This is a genomic window from Sphingomonas edaphi (assembly GCF_003583725.1).
In the GTDB taxonomy this organism is placed as follows: Bacteria; Pseudomonadota; Alphaproteobacteria; order Sphingomonadales; family Sphingomonadaceae; genus Sphingomicrobium; species Sphingomicrobium edaphi.
Genome location: NZ_QXTF01000001.1, coordinates 235766 through 252499 on the forward strand (window position 1 = coordinate 235766; position 16734 = coordinate 252499).

General features: G+C 62.7%; 24 protein-coding genes and 1 other RNA gene. 15 read left to right on the forward strand and 10 right to left on the reverse strand.

Going from position 1 to position 16734, the window contains the following annotated elements; all coding sequences use genetic code 11:
* Positions 1-15: 15 nt before the first annotated feature.
* The gene (locus D3M59_RS01185) at positions 16-939 is read left to right on the forward strand and encodes an NAD(P)/FAD-dependent oxidoreductase (RefSeq protein ID WP_119530808.1); all 924 of its coding nucleotides are present in this window, start codon (positions 16-18) and stop codon (positions 937-939) included.
* Here the strand turns inward: D3M59_RS01185 and rimM are convergent.
* From rimM to D3M59_RS01210, 5 genes are all read right to left on the reverse strand, one after another.
* The gene (gene rimM, locus D3M59_RS01190) at positions 936-1433 is read right to left on the reverse strand and encodes a ribosome maturation factor RimM (protein ID WP_119530811.1); all 498 of its coding nucleotides are present in this window, start codon (positions 1431-1433) and stop codon (positions 936-938) included. The genes D3M59_RS01185 and rimM overlap by 4 nt on opposite strands.
* Before the next feature lie 2 nt (positions 1434-1435).
* Positions 1436-2011, reverse strand: a complete 576-nt coding sequence (gene rpsP, locus D3M59_RS01195; protein WP_119530814.1) for a 30S ribosomal protein S16 — start codon at positions 2009-2011, stop codon at positions 1436-1438.
* 26 nt (positions 2012-2037) lie between these two features.
* Entirely contained in the window at positions 2038-3504 is a 1467-nt protein-coding gene (gene ffh / locus D3M59_RS01200; protein ID WP_119532804.1) for a signal recognition particle protein, read from the reverse strand.
* 171 nt (positions 3505-3675) lie between these two features.
* Positions 3676-4230: a DUF924 family protein gene (locus D3M59_RS01205; RefSeq protein ID WP_119530817.1), complete on the reverse strand. Its 555-nt coding sequence runs from the start codon at positions 4228-4230 to the stop codon at positions 3676-3678.
* Positions 4227-4661, reverse strand: coding sequence for a hypothetical protein (locus tag D3M59_RS01210; RefSeq protein WP_119530820.1), 435 nt, complete (start codon positions 4659-4661; stop codon positions 4227-4229). Before D3M59_RS01210 ends, D3M59_RS01205 begins: the two co-directional genes overlap by 4 nt.
* Positions 4662-4727: 66 nt before the next feature.
* Between D3M59_RS01210 and dapF the strand changes: the two genes are divergently transcribed.
* Genes dapF through D3M59_RS01240 form a run of 6 tightly spaced genes read left to right on the forward strand, consistent with a single transcriptional unit; the run spans position 4728 to position 9963 of the window.
* A complete protein-coding gene (gene dapF, locus D3M59_RS01215; protein WP_119530823.1) occupies positions 4728-5528 on the forward strand; it encodes a diaminopimelate epimerase in 801 nt (266 codons plus the stop codon).
* Positions 5525-6724, forward strand: a complete 1200-nt coding sequence (gene mtaB, locus D3M59_RS01220) for a tRNA (N(6)-L-threonylcarbamoyladenosine(37)-C(2))-methylthiotransferase MtaB (protein WP_119532805.1) — start codon at positions 5525-5527, stop codon at positions 6722-6724. The genes dapF and mtaB overlap by 4 nt, the downstream gene beginning before the upstream one ends.
* Complete coding sequence (gene ftsY / locus D3M59_RS01225) at positions 6721-7635, forward strand: signal recognition particle-docking protein FtsY (protein ID WP_119530826.1); 915 nt, start codon at positions 6721-6723, stop codon at positions 7633-7635. Before mtaB ends, ftsY begins: the two co-directional genes overlap by 4 nt.
* Positions 7632-8258, forward strand: a complete 627-nt coding sequence (locus D3M59_RS01230; protein ID WP_119530829.1) for a septation protein A — start codon at positions 7632-7634, stop codon at positions 8256-8258. Before ftsY ends, D3M59_RS01230 begins: the two co-directional genes overlap by 4 nt.
* Positions 8255-9190: an ABC transporter ATP-binding protein gene (locus D3M59_RS01235; protein WP_119530832.1), complete on the forward strand. Its 936-nt coding sequence runs from the start codon at positions 8255-8257 to the stop codon at positions 9188-9190. The genes D3M59_RS01230 and D3M59_RS01235 overlap by 4 nt, the downstream gene beginning before the upstream one ends.
* The gene (locus D3M59_RS01240; RefSeq protein WP_119530835.1) at positions 9187-9963 is read left to right on the forward strand and encodes an ABC transporter permease; all 777 of its coding nucleotides are present in this window, start codon (positions 9187-9189) and stop codon (positions 9961-9963) included. Before D3M59_RS01235 ends, D3M59_RS01240 begins: the two co-directional genes overlap by 4 nt.
* Here the strand turns inward: D3M59_RS01240 and D3M59_RS01245 are convergent.
* Both D3M59_RS01245 and pspF read right to left on the reverse strand, forming a co-directional pair.
* The gene (locus tag D3M59_RS01245) at positions 9953-10594 is read right to left on the reverse strand and encodes a superoxide dismutase (protein ID WP_119530838.1); all 642 of its coding nucleotides are present in this window, start codon (positions 10592-10594) and stop codon (positions 9953-9955) included. The two genes, D3M59_RS01240 and D3M59_RS01245, sit on opposite strands and share 11 nt — an antisense overlap.
* A gap of 93 nt (positions 10595-10687) precedes the next feature.
* Complete coding sequence (gene pspF, locus D3M59_RS01250; protein WP_119532806.1) at positions 10688-11740, reverse strand: phage shock protein operon transcriptional activator; 1053 nt, start codon at positions 11738-11740, stop codon at positions 10688-10690.
* A 156-nt stretch (positions 11741-11896) separates the two neighbouring features.
* On the opposite strand from pspF, the gene pspA reads away from it, so the two are divergent.
* The 8 genes from pspA (at position 11897) to D3M59_RS01290 (ending at position 15032) form a co-directional block, all read left to right on the forward strand.
* Positions 11897-12565, forward strand: a complete 669-nt coding sequence (pspA, locus tag D3M59_RS01255) for a phage shock protein PspA (RefSeq protein ID WP_119530841.1) — start codon at positions 11897-11899, stop codon at positions 12563-12565.
* A complete protein-coding gene (pspB, locus tag D3M59_RS01260; protein WP_119530844.1) occupies positions 12566-12838 on the forward strand; it encodes an envelope stress response membrane protein PspB in 273 nt (90 codons plus the stop codon).
* Between the two features lie 5 nt (positions 12839-12843).
* Positions 12844-13233 (forward strand): envelope stress response membrane protein PspC, encoded by a 390-nt coding sequence (gene pspC / locus D3M59_RS01265; protein WP_119530847.1) that lies wholly within the window; start codon positions 12844-12846, stop codon positions 13231-13233.
* 20 nt (positions 13234-13253) lie between these two features.
* Positions 13254-13598 carry a hypothetical protein gene (locus D3M59_RS01270; RefSeq protein ID WP_119530850.1) on the forward strand — a complete coding sequence of 115 codons (345 nt, stop codon included), beginning with the start codon at positions 13254-13256 and terminating at the stop codon, positions 13596-13598.
* Between the two features lie 62 nt (positions 13599-13660).
* Positions 13661-13879: a hypothetical protein gene (locus tag D3M59_RS01275; protein WP_407695430.1), complete on the forward strand. Its 219-nt coding sequence runs from the start codon at positions 13661-13663 to the stop codon at positions 13877-13879.
* Entirely contained in the window at positions 13876-14121 is a 246-nt protein-coding gene (locus D3M59_RS01280) for a hypothetical protein (protein WP_119530856.1), read from the forward strand. Before D3M59_RS01275 ends, D3M59_RS01280 begins: the two co-directional genes overlap by 4 nt.
* Positions 14122-14160: 39 nt before the next feature.
* Positions 14161-14580 carry a SufE family protein gene (locus tag D3M59_RS01285; protein ID WP_119530858.1) on the forward strand — a complete coding sequence of 140 codons (420 nt, stop codon included), beginning with the start codon at positions 14161-14163 and terminating at the stop codon, positions 14578-14580.
* The gene (locus D3M59_RS01290; RefSeq protein ID WP_119530861.1) at positions 14577-15032 is read left to right on the forward strand and encodes a PaaI family thioesterase; all 456 of its coding nucleotides are present in this window, start codon (positions 14577-14579) and stop codon (positions 15030-15032) included. The genes D3M59_RS01285 and D3M59_RS01290 overlap by 4 nt, the downstream gene beginning before the upstream one ends.
* On the opposite strand, the gene D3M59_RS01295 is transcribed toward D3M59_RS01290, so the two are convergent.
* From D3M59_RS01295 to D3M59_RS01305, 3 genes are all read right to left on the reverse strand, one after another.
* A complete protein-coding gene (locus D3M59_RS01295; protein WP_119530864.1) occupies positions 15029-15568 on the reverse strand; it encodes a J domain-containing protein in 540 nt (179 codons plus the stop codon). The genes D3M59_RS01290 and D3M59_RS01295 overlap by 4 nt on opposite strands.
* 55 nt (positions 15569-15623) lie before the next feature.
* An RNA gene (gene rnpB, locus D3M59_RS01300) (RNase P RNA component class A) lies at positions 15624-16008 on the reverse strand.
* A 16-nt stretch (positions 16009-16024) separates the two neighbouring features.
* Positions 16025-16705, reverse strand: a complete 681-nt coding sequence (locus D3M59_RS01305; RefSeq protein WP_119530867.1) for an N-acetylmuramoyl-L-alanine amidase — start codon at positions 16703-16705, stop codon at positions 16025-16027.
* Positions 16706-16734 lie beyond the last annotated feature (29 nt).

Here is a 16734-nt window from a genome sequence, read left to right on the forward strand (position 1 = left end):
TGGCATTGAGAGCAGATGGAAGAGGAGCCTCTCGACTGTCTGGTGATTGGAGGTGGCCCGGCTGGGCTGACCGCCGCGATCTACCTTTCACGCTATCATCTCGACATCATGGTTGTGGATGGAGGCAAAAGCCGCGCCGCCTGGATTCCGCGCACCCACAACCACGCCGGATATCCCGAAGGCATCAAGGGAACCGACTTGCTCGACCGGATGAAGGAGCAGGCCCGGCGCTACGGCACCCGCATCGAGGACGGGCAAGTCACGCGGATCGAGCGCGACGCGGAAAGCGGCCTGTTCAACGCCGAGTGGGGTTCTGGCCCCGTCACAGCGCGAACGGTCCTGCTCGCCACTGGTGTCACCAACCGCCGCCCGCCGATGGATGTTGAAGCCCACGACGACGCACTGGCCCGGGGCCTCATCCGCTATTGCCCGATCTGCGATGGTTATGAAATCACCGACAAGCGCGTCGGAATTATCGGTACGGGCGAACGCGGCGCTGGCGAGGCGATCTTCCTCAGAAGTTACACAAGCGACCTTACATTGGTCGCTCCTGATGGCGCCCATGCACTAGACGACGCCGAGCTCGAACGGCTCGCTGAAGCAGGCGTCAAACTTGTCGACGGCCCGGTCGAGGCAATCGAGCCGGGCGACGATGACATCACCCTAAGCGCAAGCGGCCAGCACATCACCGTCGACAGCATCTACCCCGCGCTTGGTAGCGACACCCACACGCAATTAGCGGAAATGCTGGGTGCGGCGCAGGCTGGCGATGACTGCATCCGCGTTGATAGCCACCAGCGGACCAGCGTCCCTGGGCTCTATGCCGCCGGTGATGTCGTCCACGGCCTGGACCAGATCAGTCATGCGATGGGTGAAGGCGGTGTCGCTTCGACGACGATCCGCAATGACCTTGCGCAGCGGGAGCCGCTGCGGCGTTAAGCCAGAAACTCCGGGTCGAGCATGATACGGTCTTCATCAAAAGTGGCGATCGGGTCGCGGAACGGAATCAGCGCCTTACGACCGTCCGCCTTTTCGATTTCCAGCAAATCACCGGCCCCGAAATTCTCGACCGCAGCGACTGTGCCGACCGGGTGGCCGGCTTCGTCAAAGCACGGCAGTCCCACTAGGTCGGCGTGATAATATTCGCCCTCTTCCAAGGGAGGCAGTTCAGAACGATCGATCTCGACCAACTGCCCGCGCAGCGCCTCGGCGGCGCTCCGGTCGGAAATGCCCTCGAACCGGGCGATGGCGGTCTTACCGCCTTCGCGGATGTCACAAAGCTTTACGTCGCGATCGCCCACGATGAATCGCGAATGGCGAGCGAGGCTCTCGACACTGTCGCTAAACAGCTTGAGCCTCAACTCGCCCCTCACTCCATGCGCCCCGGCAACGGCGGCCAGCGCCACGCGCTTCCCGGTTGCCGGTGACGTCATGATTACTCGGCCTTGGCGGCTTCGTCAGAAGCAGCGCCTTCGGCCGGTTCCTGAGCGCTTTCGCCCGTCGCTTCACCGGCTTCGTCGCCAGCGTCGCTGTTCGGGGTCGCTTCGTTGGCTTCTTCGGCCGGGGCTTCGCCAGCGGCTTCTTCGGCTGCCGGAGCTTCCGCGGTCACTTCCTCAGTCGCCGGAGCTTCTTCAGCCGGGGCTGCAGCGGCGGCAGCCTTCGCTTCTTCGGCCTCGGCCAGCTTGGCGGCACGCTCTTCGGCGCGCTCTTTGGCCTTCTCGCCCGGTTCGGCCTTCTTCGGGTTGTTGCGGGCGGCGCGCTCCTTGATGCCGGCGGCATCAAGGAAGCGGGCGACGCGATCCGACGGCTGTGCGCCGACGCTCAACCAATGGGACACGCGGTCGGCGTCCAGCTTCACGCGCTCGGGTGAGTCCTTCGCCAGCAGCGGGTTGTAGGTGCCGACCTTCTCGATGAAACGGCCATCGCGCGAGTTGCGGCTGTCCGCAACGACGATGCGGTAATAGGGACGCTTCTTGGAGCCACCACGGGCCAGACGGATTGCAACTGCCATTTTTATAGTCCTTTCAGAATATTACGCTATTTCTTTGAAAACTTGTTGAATCCCGGCGGAAGGTTGAACGGGGCCGCCCCGCCCGGCATGCCGGGCAGCTGAGGCATCTGGCCGCCAGGGAGGCCGCCTCCCGCCTGCAGGTCGCCCAGTGCCTTTTCCATGCCCCCGCCGGAGAACATCGCGGCGAGCTTGCCGAAGCCGCCAAGCTTTTTCAGCCGCTTCATTGCGTTCGCCATCTCCTGGTGCATCTTCAGCAGCTTGTTGACCTCCTGAACGGTGGTTCCGCTGCCCTTCGCAACGCGAATCTTGCGCTTGGCATTGATGATTTCCGGCTTGGCGCGCTCCTTGGCGGTCATCGAACTCATCATCGCCTCAAGCCGAACCAGCGCCTTCTCATCGATATTTGCCGCACCCTTCATGCCCTTCATACCAGGAAGCATATTGGCCAGCGCACCGAGGCCGCCCATCCGTTGCATCTGACTGATCTGGAGGCGCAAATCGTCGAGGTCGAACTTGCCCTTCTCCATCTTGCGGGCGAGTTTTTCGGCATCCTCAATCTTGACTGTCTCAGCCGCCCGCTCAACCAGCGATACGACGTCGCCCATGCCCAGGATGCGTCCCGCGACACGGTTCGGGTGGAAAGCTTCCAGTGCCTCCAGCCCCTCGCCAACGCCAGCGAACTTGATCGGCTTGCCGGTGACCGCGCGCATCGACAGCGCCGCACCGCCGCGTGCATCGCCGTCCATCCGGGTGAGGATCACGCCCGACAGGTCAACTTCGCCGGCAAAGCCCTTGGCAACGTTGACGGCGTCCTGACCGGTCAGACTGTCGACTACCAACAGCGTTTCGACCGGGCGCGAAGCCGCGGCGACCGACTTCATCTCGCTCATCAGCGCATCGTCGACGTGTAGGCGACCCGCCGTGTCGAGCATCAACACGTCATAGCCCTGCAGCTTCGCCGACTGCAGCGCGCGCTCGGCGATCTGCACCGGCGTCTGGCCCGCGACGATCGGCAGCGTATCGACATTCGCCTGGCGTCCAAGCACGGCCAGCTGCTCCTGCGCGGCCGGACGGGCGACGTCGAGTGACGCCATCAGCACCCGCTTGCGCTCCCGCTCGCTCAGGCGCTTCGCCAGCTTGGCGGTCGTCGTGGTCTTACCGGAACCCTGAAGGCCAACCATCATGATGACGGCGGGCGGATTGACGTCGAGGTTCAGCTCGGCCGTCTCGCTGCCCAGCATCTCGACCAGCGCGTCGTTGACGATCTTGACGACCATCTGGCCCGGCGTGACCGATCGGATCACCTCGGCGCCGACCGCGCGTTCTGTCACCTGCTCGACGAAGTCACGCGCTACAGGTAGTGCCACGTCGGCCTCCAGCAGCGCGACGCGAACCTCGCGCATCGCACCGCGCACGTCGTCCTCCGACAGCGCCCCGCGGCCGCGAAGCTTGTCGAAGACGCCGGCAAGGCGATCGCTAAGGCTGTCGAACATCAAAAACTCCTCATGCCGACCGACGAAAACGCAAGAAACGCCGGCGGGCGAAAACTCGCCGGCCAGCGTGTCCCGAGGGACGCCCATCGATGTATGTCCGTAAAGACGAGGCGCGCCCTACGGGAGAGAGGCACGGAGGTCAAGGTGGCACAGGGGAGCGGCCGAAGGTCGTCAGAAAATTTCGCCGCGATCAATGATGTCCCGCTCGTGTTTTGTGCTCACCCTTCCCAATGCCTTGTTTCGGCCCGGAAACCGGCCGAAGCGGTCGATTTGGTCGCGATGCATAACAGCGAAATCCAGCGCTTCCTGCTGACCGAGCCGCCGGAACTCCGCGACCGAGCGTTCCTGGTCCTTGGCGTCTTCGCTATGCATCAGAGGCATAAGCAGGAATTGCTGCCAGTCCTCGGGAGCGGCCTGTGTCCATCCCCGCGCCAGCGACAACTTGGCAAGGTCAAGAGCCAGCTTATCGGCCTCGAACGCCCGCGCCGACCCACGATGAATATTTCTGCTGCACTGGTCGAGTAGCAGGATCGCGCCCAGCAGATGTTCCGGCGAGTCCCGCCATCCCTCGGCCTCGGCCGCCAGCACCGCCTCGCGCGCATCAGCAAACCGCCGCTTTATCTCGGCATCTAGCGCCGCGTCCTTGGCGAACCAGCGATCCTTGCCAACCTCGCCGAACCAGAACTGGATGAGCGCCGGCGCAAGCTCCGACGGACCAGGAATCATTTCGTTGGCTTGCCTCGCGGCGGACCACCCGGCCTCGGTCCCTTGCCGGCGGGACCGCCCGGGCGCTCGCCATCGCGGCGGCCCGGGCCCTTGCGGACAATGCGCCGGTCGGCCGGTCCGCGACGGTCGCCTGGACCACTACGCTGGCGTTCCGGCACGCGGTCCATCGGCCTAGATTGCTGGACCTGGCCCTTGGGGCCGACCGCATAGCCTTCCTTCAGCAGCTCATTGAACGCGGCACGGACGCTTATTCCGATGGAATCCTGAACCGCCTTTGGCAAGTCGGCATAGGCGGCATTTCGATGCAGGCTCTGCAGGTCACGCAGCATCGCGTTCGGGACACCGCCGGATGACGCCTTGAGCGCCTCTACCGCGTCGACGACCGCCGCGAAGATGATCGATTGCATGACGTCTGACGCAGCTTTGGGCACTTTTCCTCTCCTTTTGCGGGCAAGCCCCAGTGGACTCGCCGCGACGCGCTCCCTAAGTCCCGCGGCGTGACGCGGCAATTCCACAAGATGCACGGCCTCGGCAACGACTTCGTCATTCTTGACGGTCGGACACAGGCGGTCGCCATGACCGCTGAGTTGGCCCGGGCGCTCGCCGACCGCCAGCTGGGCATTGGCTGCGACCAGCTGATCCTGCTCGAACCGTCGACCATCGCCGATGTGAAGATGCGAATCTGGAACCACGATGGGGGCGAAGTCGAAAGTTGCGGCAACGCCTCGCGCTGCGTCGTCGCGCTGACGGGCGCGGAGACGCTGGAAACTAGCGGTGGGATCGTCGCGGGATCGAGCAAGGGAAGCGGGGTCGAGGTCGACCTGCCGGCGCCAAGGTTCGGCTGGGACGACATTCCGCTCAGCTATCCTATGGACACCGCGCGTTTGCCGATGGCGTGGGGGCCGCTGACACACCCCCTGGCGCTTAGCGTTGGCAACCCTCATGTCGTGTTCTTCGTGCCCGACGAACGGATCATAGAGCTCGACGAACTTGGTCCGTCGATCGAGCACGACCCCGCCTTTCCCGATCGGATTAACGTCAACGTCGCTGCCTTGCGCGAAGGCGACATCTACCTGCGCACCTGGGAGCGCGGCTCCGGCCTCACCCTCGCGTGCGGAACGGGCGCCTGTGCCACCGCGGTCGCCGCCATCGTCCAGAAAATGGTCACGTCACCGGTACGCGTCCACATGCGGGGCGGTGAGCTGACCATTACGTGGGCGCCGGGGGAGACGATCCGGATGCAGGGTCCGGCCACTCACGTTTTCAAAGGCGAGATCGAACTGGAGCAGTTTGCCTGATGCCGGCCGAGACCATCACGCTCGGCTGCCGACTGAACTTCGCGGAAAGCGAGGCGATGCGGGCCCACGCAGGTGATGACGCCATCATCGTCAATAGCTGCGCGGTGACGAACGAGGCGGTTCGCCAGACTAGGCAGGCCATCCGCCGTGCCCACCGCGAGGCACCGGACAAGCGCATCATCGTCACCGGCTGCGCTGCCCAGCTCGACCCTAGCAGCTTTGCGGCCATGCCCGAGGTCGCCAAGGTCATCGGCAATGCCGACAAATATCACGTCGACGCTTTCTTCAATGAAAACAAGGTAGTTGTCAGTGACGTCATGACGGCGCCTGTGCCTCCCGTCGCGGCTGGCTTCCTGTCACGCGTGCGCAGTTTCGTTGCCGTCCAGACCGGATGCGATCATCGCTGCACATTCTGTTCCATCTGGCAGGCACGTGGGGCGAGCCGCTCGCTTCCCTACGAAGCCGTCCGCGATGCCGTTGATTGCGAATTGCATTCAGGCGCGAAGGAGATCGTCCTAACCGGCGTCGACATCACCAGCTACGAAACGGGCCTAGGCCTGCTATGCCAGCGCCTCCTCGCTGATCTGCCAGCGCTGAAGCGTCTCCGTCTCTCCTCGCTCGACAGCATCGAGATCGACGAGGCGCTGATGGAATTGGTTGCCGGTGAGCATCGCCTCCTCCCCCACTTCCACCTTTCGCTGCAGGCCGGCGACGATTTGATCCTCAAGCGGATGAAACGCCGCCATAGCCGCGCGGAAGCCGTGCGGACGGTGGAACGGCTCAAGGCCGCGAGGAGTGAGGTCACTATCGGTGCCGACCTCATTGCGGGTTTCCCGACGGAAACGGAGGAGGCGGCAATGAACAGCCTCGCCCTGCTCGACGATTGCGACATTATCGCCGCGCATATTTTCCCCTTCTCGCCCCGCCCCGGCACGCCGGCGGCCCGGATGCCGCAACTGGAGCGGGAAACGGTCAAGGCCCGCGCTGCTCGGATGCGCGATGCCGCCGCCATCCGCCGCAACCGCTGGCTCGACGGCCTCGTGGGTAGTCGACAGTGCGTGCTGGTCGAGAACAGGGAAAAAGGGCACAGCGACGGTTTCGCGCCGGTTCAAATCGCCGGATCCGCGCGGGGGAACATCGGCACCGCGTTCATCACTGCGCGCCAGAAAGAAACACTAACCGGGATTTTTGAATGAGTTGGCTCGAACGCCTCACAGGCGGTTTCAAGAAGACGGCGGACCGCCTGGGGGAAAATATCTCGGGGCTGACGAGCAAGGCCGCCCTCGACACCGCGACTCTCGACGACATTGAGGAAGCCCTGATCGCCTCAGACCTGGGACCCGAAGCTTCGCGTCGGATCAGGGATGCCATTTCCGCCCGCCGCTACGAGCAACTGGACGAACGCGGCCTGCGCACCATCCTAGCGGAGGAAATCGAGAAGATCCTGGCCCCCGTCGCAAAGCCGCTCGACGTCTGGGGCTTTCCACGGCCGCACGTGATACTCGTGATCGGGGTCAACGGATCAGGCAAGACGACGACAATCGGTAAGCTGGGGCACCTGCTGAAGGAACAGGATTATGGCGTCATGCTGGCGGCCGGCGACACGTTTCGCGCAGCCGCGATCGAGCAACTCAGGATCTGGGGCAACCGGATCGGCGCGCCGGTCATCTCGGGCAAGGAAGGTGGCGATGCGGCAGGCATCGTCTATGACGGAGTCAAGCAGGCGACCGCTACCGGCATCGACGCGCTGATCGTGGATACTGCCGGCCGGCTCCAGAACAAATCGCACCTGATGGAAGAATTGTCGAAAGTGCGGCGCGTGCTCGGGCGGCTGAACCCTGAAGCACCGCACGATGTTCTCCTCGTCCTTGACGCTACAACCGGACAAAATGCCTTGAACCAGATCGAAGTCTTCGGCCGCGACGCTGGTGTCACCGGCCTGATCATGACCAAGCTTGACGGGACCGCGCGCGGCGGTGTGCTTGTTGCAGCCGCCGAGCGGTTCGGCCTCCCAATCCACGCCATCGGTGTCGGCGAAGGCATAGAAGACCTTCGGCCCTTCGATCCGCGCGCTGTCGCGCGGGCTATTGCGGGGCTCCCGGCATGAACGCCGCCGCACAGAAGCAGGAACCCGGCAGCGGCGCGCGTCTCCTCATCGATATCGGCCCGCTGCTCGTCTTTTTCCTTGTCAACTTCTTCGCGCCCGTCCCGGGAGCGCTGAAGGTATTTGTCGCGACCGGCGCTTTTATGGTCGCAATGATGGCGGCGCTGATCTTCTCGGCAATCAGATACAAGCATGTCTCGCCCCTCCTCCTTTTCTCAGGCGTGATGGTTCTGGTGCTCGGCGGCCTTACGATCTGGCTCCACAACGAAACCTTCATCAAGGTGAAGCCGACGATCTATTATGCTCTGGTCGCAGCGCTGCTGGGCTTCGGCCTGGCGACTGGACGGCCGCTGCTGAAGGCCGTGCTCGGCAGTGCGTATCCGGGTTTGAGCGAGGAAGGCTGGAGCAAGCTGACCCGCAACTGGGCTCTGTTTTTCGCCGTCATGGCTGTCGTCAACGAGGCGGTCTGGCGCAACAGCACAACCGATTTCTGGATCGGGTTCAAGCTGTGGGGAGCAATCCCCGCGACTTTGCTGTTCGCGCTGGCTAACGTGCCGATGCTTGTCCGCCACGGCCTGTCGACCGACGATGAACCCAAGGCCGCCGAGCCGGGACCGATCGAATGACCGACGCCATCCTCAGCATCCGTGGACTCCGCAAGGCATACGCCAGCGGCACGGAGGCGCTGAAGGCGGTCGATCTCGACATCCGGCGCGGCGAGATATTCGCGCTGCTCGGCCCGAACGGCGCGGGCAAGACTACGTTGATCAACATCGTCTGCGGCATCGTCACGCCGTCTGGGGGAACGGTGCTGGTCGATGGCAAGGACCATCTGGAAGACTATCGCCACGCGCGCAGCCGCATTGGGCTGGTCCCCCAGGAACTCACCACCGACGCCTTCGAAAGCGTGCTGTCGACCGTCACCTTCAGCCGCGGGCTATTCGGCAAGCGGCGCGATCCGGCGAAGATCGAGACGCTGTTGAAGCGCCTTTCGCTGTGGGACAAGCGCAAGGCGAAGATGATGGAGCTGTCAGGCGGCATGAAGCGCCGGGTGATGATCGCCAAGGCACTGAGCCACGAGCCCGACATCCTGTTTCTCGACGAACCCACTGCGGGGGTCGACGTCGAGCTTCGCCGGGACATGTGGGACATCGTTCGTAAGCTGAAGTCCGACGGTACGACCATCATCCTGACAACCCATTATATCGAGGAAGCCGAGGAAATGGCCGACCGCGTCGGCGTCATCAGCCGCGGCGAGCTAATCGCGGCTGAAGACAAGCACGTCCTGATGCAGAAGCTCGGTCGCAAGACGCTCAAGCTGACTCTTGCCGAGCCAATGGCGGAAATCCCGGGCGAGCTCGCCGAATGGAACCTTGAGCTCGAGGATGAAGGTCACATCCTCTGCTACAGATTCGATACGAATGCCGAGAAGACGGGCGTTCCTTCCCTGCTTCGCAGGGTCAGCGACCTCGGCATCGGCTTCAAGGACTTGTCCACCCGCCAATCGAGCCTGGAAGATATCTTCGTCGGGCTGGTGCATGAGGAGCGAGCCAAATGACGAATGGCGGTTTCAACGGCGAAGGCGTCTACGCCATCTATCGTTTCGAAATGGCCCGCGCGCTTCGAACGTTGTGGCAGAGCCTCGTTACGCCGGTCATCACGACCGCGCTCTACTTCGTGGTGTTTGGCGCAGCCATCGGCAGCCGGATGACCGACATGGACGGCATCAGCTTCGGCGCATTTATCGTGCCAGGCCTGACGCTGCTGTCCGTCTTCATGCAGTCAATTTTCAACGCCAGTTTCGGCATTTATTTTCCGAAGTTTACCGGCACAATCTACGAACTCCTCTCAGCACCAATCTCTAGCCTCGAAACCGTGCTCGCCTATGTAGGCGCGGCGGTAACGAAAAGCATGGTTTTGGCACTGGTCACCCTCGCCACCGCAACCTTGTTCGTCGATGTGCGGGTCGAACACCCGTTGCTGATGCTGATGTTCTTGTTCTTGATCACGACCGCATTCTGCCTGCTCGGCTTCGTGATCGGCATCTGGGCGCAGAATTTCGAGCAGCTCCAGATCATTCCCATGCTGATCGTGACGCCCCTCACCTTCCTCGGCGGAGCCTTCTATTCGATCAGCGCGCTAGCGGAGCCTTGGCGGACTGTGACGCTGTTCAATCCGGTAGTTTACCTGATCAGCGGATTCAGGTGGACATTCTTTGGCGTCGCGGACGTGCCCGTCTGGGCCAGCGTGGCGGTGATGCTGGCGATTATAGCCGCCTGCCTCACCGCCATCATATGGGTCTTCAGGACCGGCTATCGCCTCAAGCAGTAGCGCTCGCGGTCTGCTGCTGATCGGCGCGGTCGAGGCCCTTGCCGTCCAGATTTTGGGCGACGAAGTCCCAGTTGATGATGTTTTCGAGCACGGTCTTCACGAACCGCGGCCGCTCGTTACGGTAATCGATGTAATAGGCATGCTCCCACACGTCGATTGTCAGCAGCGGCGTCATGCCGTGTACGGCCGGCGTGTCCGCGTCGTGGAGCGACGTAATTTCCAGCTTGTCATTGTTAAGGATTAGCCATCCCCAGCCGCTGGCGAAATGATTGACGCTCTCGGTTGCCAACTTTTCCAACAGCGCCTGTTCGCCGCCGAAGTCGCTGTCGATCATTTCCTTCAGCTTGCCGGAAGCGCGGGTCGAGCCCGCCGGCGCCAGGCACTGCCAGAAGAAGCTGTGGTTCCAGATCTGGGCGGTGTTGTTGAATAGGCCCTTGTTGCCTTGGTCCTTCGCCGCGCGAATGGCTTCAATCAGCGATGCGTCGGCGAGGTTGGTGCCCTCGATCATGCCGTTCGCCTTGTCCACATAGGCCTTGTGATGCTTGCCATGGTGGAATTCCAGCGTTTCCGCCGACATGTGCGGCGCCAGCGCATCCTTGGCATAGGGAAGGTCAGGCAGCGTAAAAGCCATGGCGATGCTCCATTGTTCTCGGGTGGATGAGTCGTTCGCCTCCCTTAACAACCCAACGCGCGCGATGCTCCAAATTTTCGTGGCAAAAGCGCGTCAGCCGGCAGCCGCGTCCATTAACTTGTGCCGCTTAAGTGCATGGCGAAGCTGGTCGTAGCTTAGCCCCAGAGCGGTCGCGGTCGCCCGCTGGTTGAAGCGATTGCGGGCCAGCGCGTCCTCCAGCAACGCGCGTTCATAGTTGGACACGGCGGAGCGCAGGTCGTCGGTCGAACTGGGAAACACTTGGCCATCGGGCGCGGCTGTTGCAATTGAAGGCTCTCCGTCCGCCACCGAAACATTAGCCGGCGAAGGCAACTTCGCGTCATCGCCAAGCACCCACGGCGACTGGAACGGATCGAACTGAATGGCATCGATTGGGCGCTCAGGATCTTCGGCCCGATAGACAGCGCGCTCAATTACGTTGCGCAATTCGCGCACGTTGCCAGGCCATTGGTAACGTTCAAGTTCTGCCAGGGCTCGCTCCGAAAAACCGGGCCAGTTCGGCCAGTCCAGTTCGACCGCCATCCGTCGCCCGAAATGCTCAACGAGCAGCGGCACATCGCCCTTGCGTGCATGAAGCGGTGGCAGGGTCACGACTTCGAACGACAGCCGGTCGAGCAGGTCGGCACGGAACCGTCCCTGCTCCACCAACTTGGGCAAATGCTCGTTGGTTGCCGCGACAATGCGCACATCGACCTGGATGGGCTTGGACGCGCCGATCCGCGTCACTTCGCCATATTCGACTGCACGAAGTAGGCGATCCTGCGCGGGCGACGACAAGGTTGCCAGTTCGTCGAGGAAAAGGGTTCCGCCGTCGGCCTCTTCAAAACGCCCGTGACGGGTCTTCGCTGCGCCGGTAAAGCTACCTGCCTCATGACCGAACAATTCGGCCTCAATCAGATTTTCCGGGAGCGCGGCGCAATTCATCGTGACCAGCGGTCCGGCCCACCGCTGCGATAAGTGGTGCAGACGCTCAGCGATCAATTCCTTGCCCGTCCCGCGCTCTCCGATTACGAGCACCGGACGATTGAGCGGCGCAGCACGGCTCGCCCGCTCGACCGCGTCGAGGAAGGCAAGACTTTGCCCGACAAATTGGTTGGTCCGCTCCACACCCAACATCTGGTGGTAAATCCCACCATCTGGCAAGATATTTCACGCAGTCGTTGGTCGAAATTTGGCAGAAATGCCGGAATTTCGGTGTAACAGGAATTTTGGCACAAGCCCTGCATTAGATTTGGCAACAGGGCTATCAAGCTGGAGTGCTCGATGGGTATTTTTTCCCGGACTCGGGATATTTTCGCAGCCAATATGACGGAGCTGCTCGACCGCGCCGAAGATCCGGCGCGGATGATCCGCATGATCATCCTCGAAATGGAAGAAACGCTGGTCGAGGTCCGCGCATCCGCCGCACGTTCGATTGCCGATAGTAAGGAAATGAAGCGTGCGTTGGTGCGGCTTGAAGACCTCCAGGCCAACTGGACCGAGAAGGCGGAACTCGCCCTCTCCAAGGACCGCGAGGATTTGGCCAAGGCGGCGCTGCTCGAACGGCAGAAGGCAGCCGACATGGCCGATGGCCTCCGGACGGAGCTCGCGGCGATCGAGGACACGCTGAAGGGCTATGAGGCCGATATCGCCAAGCTTCAGGGGAAGCTGCGCGAGGCCCGGGCACGCCAGAATGCCATCGCGACCCGGATCGAGAGCGCTGTGACCCGCGCCCGCACCCGCGAGATGCTGAACGGGGCACGGACGGAGGATGCATTTTCCCGTTTCGAACAGCTGGAGCGCCGGGCCGACTTCGCCGAAGGGCGCGCGGATGCGCTGGGAATGACCGGGCCGAAAAGCCTGGAAGAGGAAATCGCCGAGCTCAAGGCGACCGACAAGGTCGACGCAGAGTTGGAAGCAATGAAGGCCGCACTGAAGGCCAAGGGGGCATAAGTGGACGAAGTTTTTATTCCGTTGATCGCAATTGTTACGCTGTTCATCGGCCTCCCGTGGCTGGTGTTCCACTACATCACGCGCTGGAAGACCGCGGCCACGCTGACCGGATCGGACGAGAAACTGCTCGATGAACTGCACGACGCGGCCCGCCGGCTCGACGATCGGCTGTGCACGATCGAGCGGATCATGACGGCCGAGAACCCCAACTGGCGCCAGCAATGCCTGCCGGAAACCAGCCGCCAGCGTCTCCTCCTGGAAGAAGAGAAGTAAGAGCTATGCCCACGCAACCGCCAAGCCGCACGAAATTCTATCTCGACAAGCGTCACGGCAAGGTCATGGGCGTCTGCTCGGGGATTGCCGACTATACGGGCCTCGACGTCACCCTCGTCCGCATCATGGTCGTTGGCGCCGTCTTGATGAGCGGCGGCAGCGTGCTTCCGCTATACTTCGTCGCCGGCTTCATCGCCGACGACAAGCCGCGCGAACTGGCGATCGAGGACCAGGAGCATCAACGTTTCTGGCAGGGCGTGCGCCAGTCGCCTGCCCGGACCGCTCGCGATATTCGCAGCCGCATGCGCGACATCGATCGCCGTCTTGCCGACATCGAAAGCTATGTCACGACCGAAAACCGCAGCCTAGCCAGGGAAATTGAGCAGCTGCGCTAGATAAGACGGGGGAAGTCATCATGGATCCGGAAAAGCTGGAAACCTTTAGGTTCGTTGGAGAAATACTGCCCTACGTCGCGGTCATCGTGGCTGTCAGCGTCGGGGGCTGGGTCATGACAACCTGGCTCAGGATCAAGAATGGCTACCCGCTGGAAAATAGCTGGGGAAAGGCGCTCCACCCCCATACCGACCGGGAATCCCAGGAGCGGATCAAGCTGCTGACCACCGAGAACGCGCAGCTTCGCGCGGAGCTTGGCTCAGTCAAGGACCGGCTTGAAACGATTGAGCGGATCGTAACCGATCAACCCTCGCGCCTCGCCCAGGAGATCGACCGGCTGGCGATGGACAAAGGAGGCCACGCCTGATGGGTCCGGGAGAAACCATTGCACTGCTAATCGTCGTCGGCATGCCGATGTTGATGATGATCATGTGGACGCGCAGTCACTTTCGCTACAAGGAAAAACAGCTGGAGGCTGAGACGTCGCTGGCTGCGGAAAAGGCCGCTCAATATGCCGCGTCGAACGCAGAGCTTGAAGCGCGGGTCAGAGTGCTGGAAAAGATCGTGACGGACGGCGGAATCGAAACCGCTGCCCAGATCGAGGCGCTGCGCACTCCCCGCCTCGCGCAAGGAGACAAGGTCCAGTGAACCCCTTTGAAATGGTTGCGATCATCGTCGTGTCGGTAATGATCGCGACGGTACTGAAAGCGAAGTACAGCCACCGCAACCGCGATGACTCGGCCCGTGTTCCTCCCCAGGAACAGGCGGAAACGCTTCGCCTTCGAGACGAGGTCAAGCAACTAAAGGAGCGCATCCACGTGCTGGAGCGGATCGCGGTGGAGAAGGAAGACACGCTTTCCCGCCAAATCGAGCAGCTGCGCGACCGTTAGATGACAGCTTGCCCGGGTCGCGCTAGGCGCTAGCCCCCCATGTCTGACCTTCCTTCCCTTTCCGACCTCGCTGAAGAATATGAGTTTCTCGACAGCGAGGACCGTTACCGCATGCTGATTGAGCTGGGGCGCCGGCTGGATCCCATGCCGGAAGCGCTGAAGACGGACGCGACCAAGGTGCGCGGCTGCTCTTCCTCAACCTGGGTCTATCCGACCCGGCTTCCTGACGGGCGGCTCCATTTCCTCGCCGACAGCAACGCGGCCATCACCAAAGGCGTCGTCGCATTGATCCTTGCTGCGGTTCAGGACCGATCGCCACAGGACGTAGCGGCGATTGATATCAAGGCGCTACTGGGCCCGTTCGACCTGACCCGCGAGCTGTCGTCGAACCGCACGCAGGGCGTCCCCAACATGATCGCCCTCGTCCACGACACGGCCGCTCGGCTCGCCGCCGCATGAGCGACATTCCTGAACTTGACGCGCAGCAGCGTGGCGGCGGGTTCGATCCCGAACGCTTCTTCGAGTTGGCGCGAAAGGTCGGTCACGGTCGCGCGCTCGGCATCGAATATCGATCCTCTGCCGACAATTGGGTCGAACTGGCCCTGCCCTGGCGCGAAGAGCTGGTCGGGGTTCCTGACAGCGGAATCCTAGCCTCGGGCGCGATTGTCAGCCTGGTCGACACGTGCGGAGGCACGTCCGTCTGGATGGCGCTCGGCCAGTTCCAGCCGCTCGTCACCATCGATCTGCGTCTGGATTATCTGCGGCCGGCGCTGAAGGGAGAGACCGTAATCGCCCGCTGCGAATGCTATAAGTTAACCCGGCAAGTCGCCTTCGTACGGGGCCTTGCGCATTGTGGCGATCCCGAACGTCCGGTGGCACATGCCACCGGCACGTTCATGCTTAATCCCTAGAGCTTGGCGCCCGTCTTCCGCTCCTCGGCGCGGCGAAGCAAGTCGTAGGCCGCCTGGACTGTCTGGAATTTCACCGCGGCTTCCTGGTCACCTTGGCGCCGGTCTGGATGATATTCCTTGGCCAGCCGCCGGTAGGCCGCCTTGATCGCCGCGAAATCTACATCCGGGTCGAGGTCGAGCGCGCTCAGCGCGCGCATCTCGTCACGGCTGCGGGTACCGTCGCCGGGACCCGCCCACTCGTAATGCGCGCTCTTTCGAAAGGCGGAAGCGCCGGCCTCCTCCTCCGCTGCCCGCTTCGCAGCTTCTTCGGCACTGAGACCTGCGAAGTAGTTCCAATTCTTGTTGTACTCCGCGGCGTGCGCCTCGCAGAACATCCAGCGTTCCGGGCTGTTTGGCGCCTTGGGCGCCGGCCGGTCGCCCGGCTCACCGCAGCCTTCGCGGTCGCACAGGCGAACGCGCACGGCTTCGCGGCCTTTGGCACCATAGGGGCGCCAGCGAGGGAATCCCCAGTCGTCGGATCGGGTTTGGCGGGCCATTCACTCTTACACCTAATGGTCGCGCTACCGCTTCGCCAGCGCTTCGAAAACTTAAAGTGCCAGGGGACCTGTAAGCCGGGTTCTGTCCACCCCCGCGAACGCGGGGGATGGGCGACCATTCGTCTAGGACGGACGTTACCGACCGCCTCAAGCAACCAACCCGGGCGACGAGCCGGAACAGGCCCATGTGCCACCCCTATTCGGTCTTGCTCCCGGTGGGGTTTGCCATGCCGCATACCGTTGCCGGCCGCGCGGTGCGCTCTTACCGCACCCTTTCGCCCTTACCTGCCCGAAGACAGGCGGAATTCTTTCTGTGGCACTTTCCCTGACCCCGGCTCTCGCCGAGGCCGCCGGGTGTTACCCGGCACCGTTGTTCCGTGGAGCCCGGACTTTCCTCGCCCCCGCAACAAGTGCGGGGCCGCGGCCGCCCGGTCCCCTGACAGTGCGGGATATGGGCTATTGCGGACGGGGCAGCAAGAGCGCGAGCAGTTTGGCCCGGCACTCGCCATCGATAATCCCGTCGATCAAGTCTGGCCGAAAGCGCCGCTGAAACGCGATGACGGCCTTCTGCGTGTCGGTGACCTCATAACCGAACCGCTCCAGCGCCAGCAGGAACCCAGCGTCGGTCCAGTAGGGATCCATCAGGTCCCGCGATGGGCTGGGCAGCGCCAGTCGCCGCTTGGCCAATTCCCACCAGGGAAATAGTTCGCCCGGATCTTCCTTGCGCGATGGCGCGATGTCGGAATGACCGACAATATTGCCCCTGCCGATGCCGTGACGCGCCTTAATGTCGGCAACAAGCGGGATGACCGAGGCCATTTGCTCGTCCGGAAAGGGCCGATAGCCGAACTCATGACCGGGATTGACTATCTCGATGCCAACGCTGGCCGAATTCACGTCGGTGATGCCGCGCCAATAGCTTTTTCCGGCGTGCCATGCCCGCTTGTCCTCTTCGACAAGCTGGATGATCTCGCCATCTTCCTTGATGCAGTAATGGGCCGAGACCTTCGCGTCTGGCGAGGTCATCCGGTCGAGCGCGCCCTCGGCGTCCGGCATCCCGGTATAGTGAAGGACGATCATCGACACGGGCAGCGCGCGTTCGTCGAAGTTTGGCGATGGCCGGCGCGTCACTCGCATTGCCACATGGCGCATGCCAGATGGAGTCG

Excerpts from the sequence above, each read along its gene's own strand:
- D3M59_RS01185 (WP_119530808.1), top strand. The coding sequence starts at position 16 with ATGGAAGAGGAGCCTCTCGACTGTCTGGTGATTGGAGGTGGCCCGGCT.
- rimM (WP_119530811.1), bottom strand. The coding sequence starts at position 1,433 with ATGACGTCACCGGCAACCGGGAAGCGCGTGGCGCTGGCCGCCGTTGCC.
- rpsP (WP_119530814.1), bottom strand. The coding sequence starts at position 2,011 with ATGGCAGTTGCAATCCGTCTGGCCCGTGGTGGCTCCAAGAAGCGTCCC.
- ffh (WP_119532804.1), bottom strand. The coding sequence starts at position 3,504 with ATGTTCGACAGCCTTAGCGATCGCCTTGCCGGCGTCTTCGACAAGCTT.
- D3M59_RS01205 (WP_119530817.1), bottom strand. The coding sequence starts at position 4,230 with ATGATTCCTGGTCCGTCGGAGCTTGCGCCGGCGCTCATCCAGTTCTGG.
- ftsY (WP_119530826.1), top strand. The coding sequence starts at position 6,721 with ATGAGTTGGCTCGAACGCCTCACAGGCGGTTTCAAGAAGACGGCGGAC.
- D3M59_RS01230 (WP_119530829.1), top strand. The coding sequence starts at position 7,632 with ATGAACGCCGCCGCACAGAAGCAGGAACCCGGCAGCGGCGCGCGTCTC.
- D3M59_RS01235 (WP_119530832.1), top strand. The coding sequence starts at position 8,255 with ATGACCGACGCCATCCTCAGCATCCGTGGACTCCGCAAGGCATACGCC.
- D3M59_RS01240 (WP_119530835.1), top strand. The coding sequence starts at position 9,187 with ATGACGAATGGCGGTTTCAACGGCGAAGGCGTCTACGCCATCTATCGT.
- D3M59_RS01245 (WP_119530838.1), bottom strand. The coding sequence starts at position 10,594 with ATGGCTTTTACGCTGCCTGACCTTCCCTATGCCAAGGATGCGCTGGCG.
- pspA (WP_119530841.1), top strand. The coding sequence starts at position 11,897 with ATGGGTATTTTTTCCCGGACTCGGGATATTTTCGCAGCCAATATGACG.
- pspC (WP_119530847.1), top strand. The coding sequence starts at position 12,844 with ATGCCCACGCAACCGCCAAGCCGCACGAAATTCTATCTCGACAAGCGT.
- D3M59_RS01270 (WP_119530850.1), top strand. The coding sequence starts at position 13,254 with ATGGATCCGGAAAAGCTGGAAACCTTTAGGTTCGTTGGAGAAATACTG.
- D3M59_RS01275 (WP_407695430.1), top strand. The coding sequence starts at position 13,661 with ATGTGGACGCGCAGTCACTTTCGCTACAAGGAAAAACAGCTGGAGGCT.
- D3M59_RS01285 (WP_119530858.1), top strand. The coding sequence starts at position 14,161 with ATGTCTGACCTTCCTTCCCTTTCCGACCTCGCTGAAGAATATGAGTTT.
- D3M59_RS01290 (WP_119530861.1), top strand. The coding sequence starts at position 14,577 with ATGAGCGACATTCCTGAACTTGACGCGCAGCAGCGTGGCGGCGGGTTC.
- D3M59_RS01295 (WP_119530864.1), bottom strand. The coding sequence starts at position 15,568 with ATGGCCCGCCAAACCCGATCCGACGACTGGGGATTCCCTCGCTGGCGC.
- D3M59_RS01305 (WP_119530867.1), bottom strand. The coding sequence starts at position 16,705 with ATGCGAGTGACGCGCCGGCCATCGCCAAACTTCGACGAACGCGCGCTG.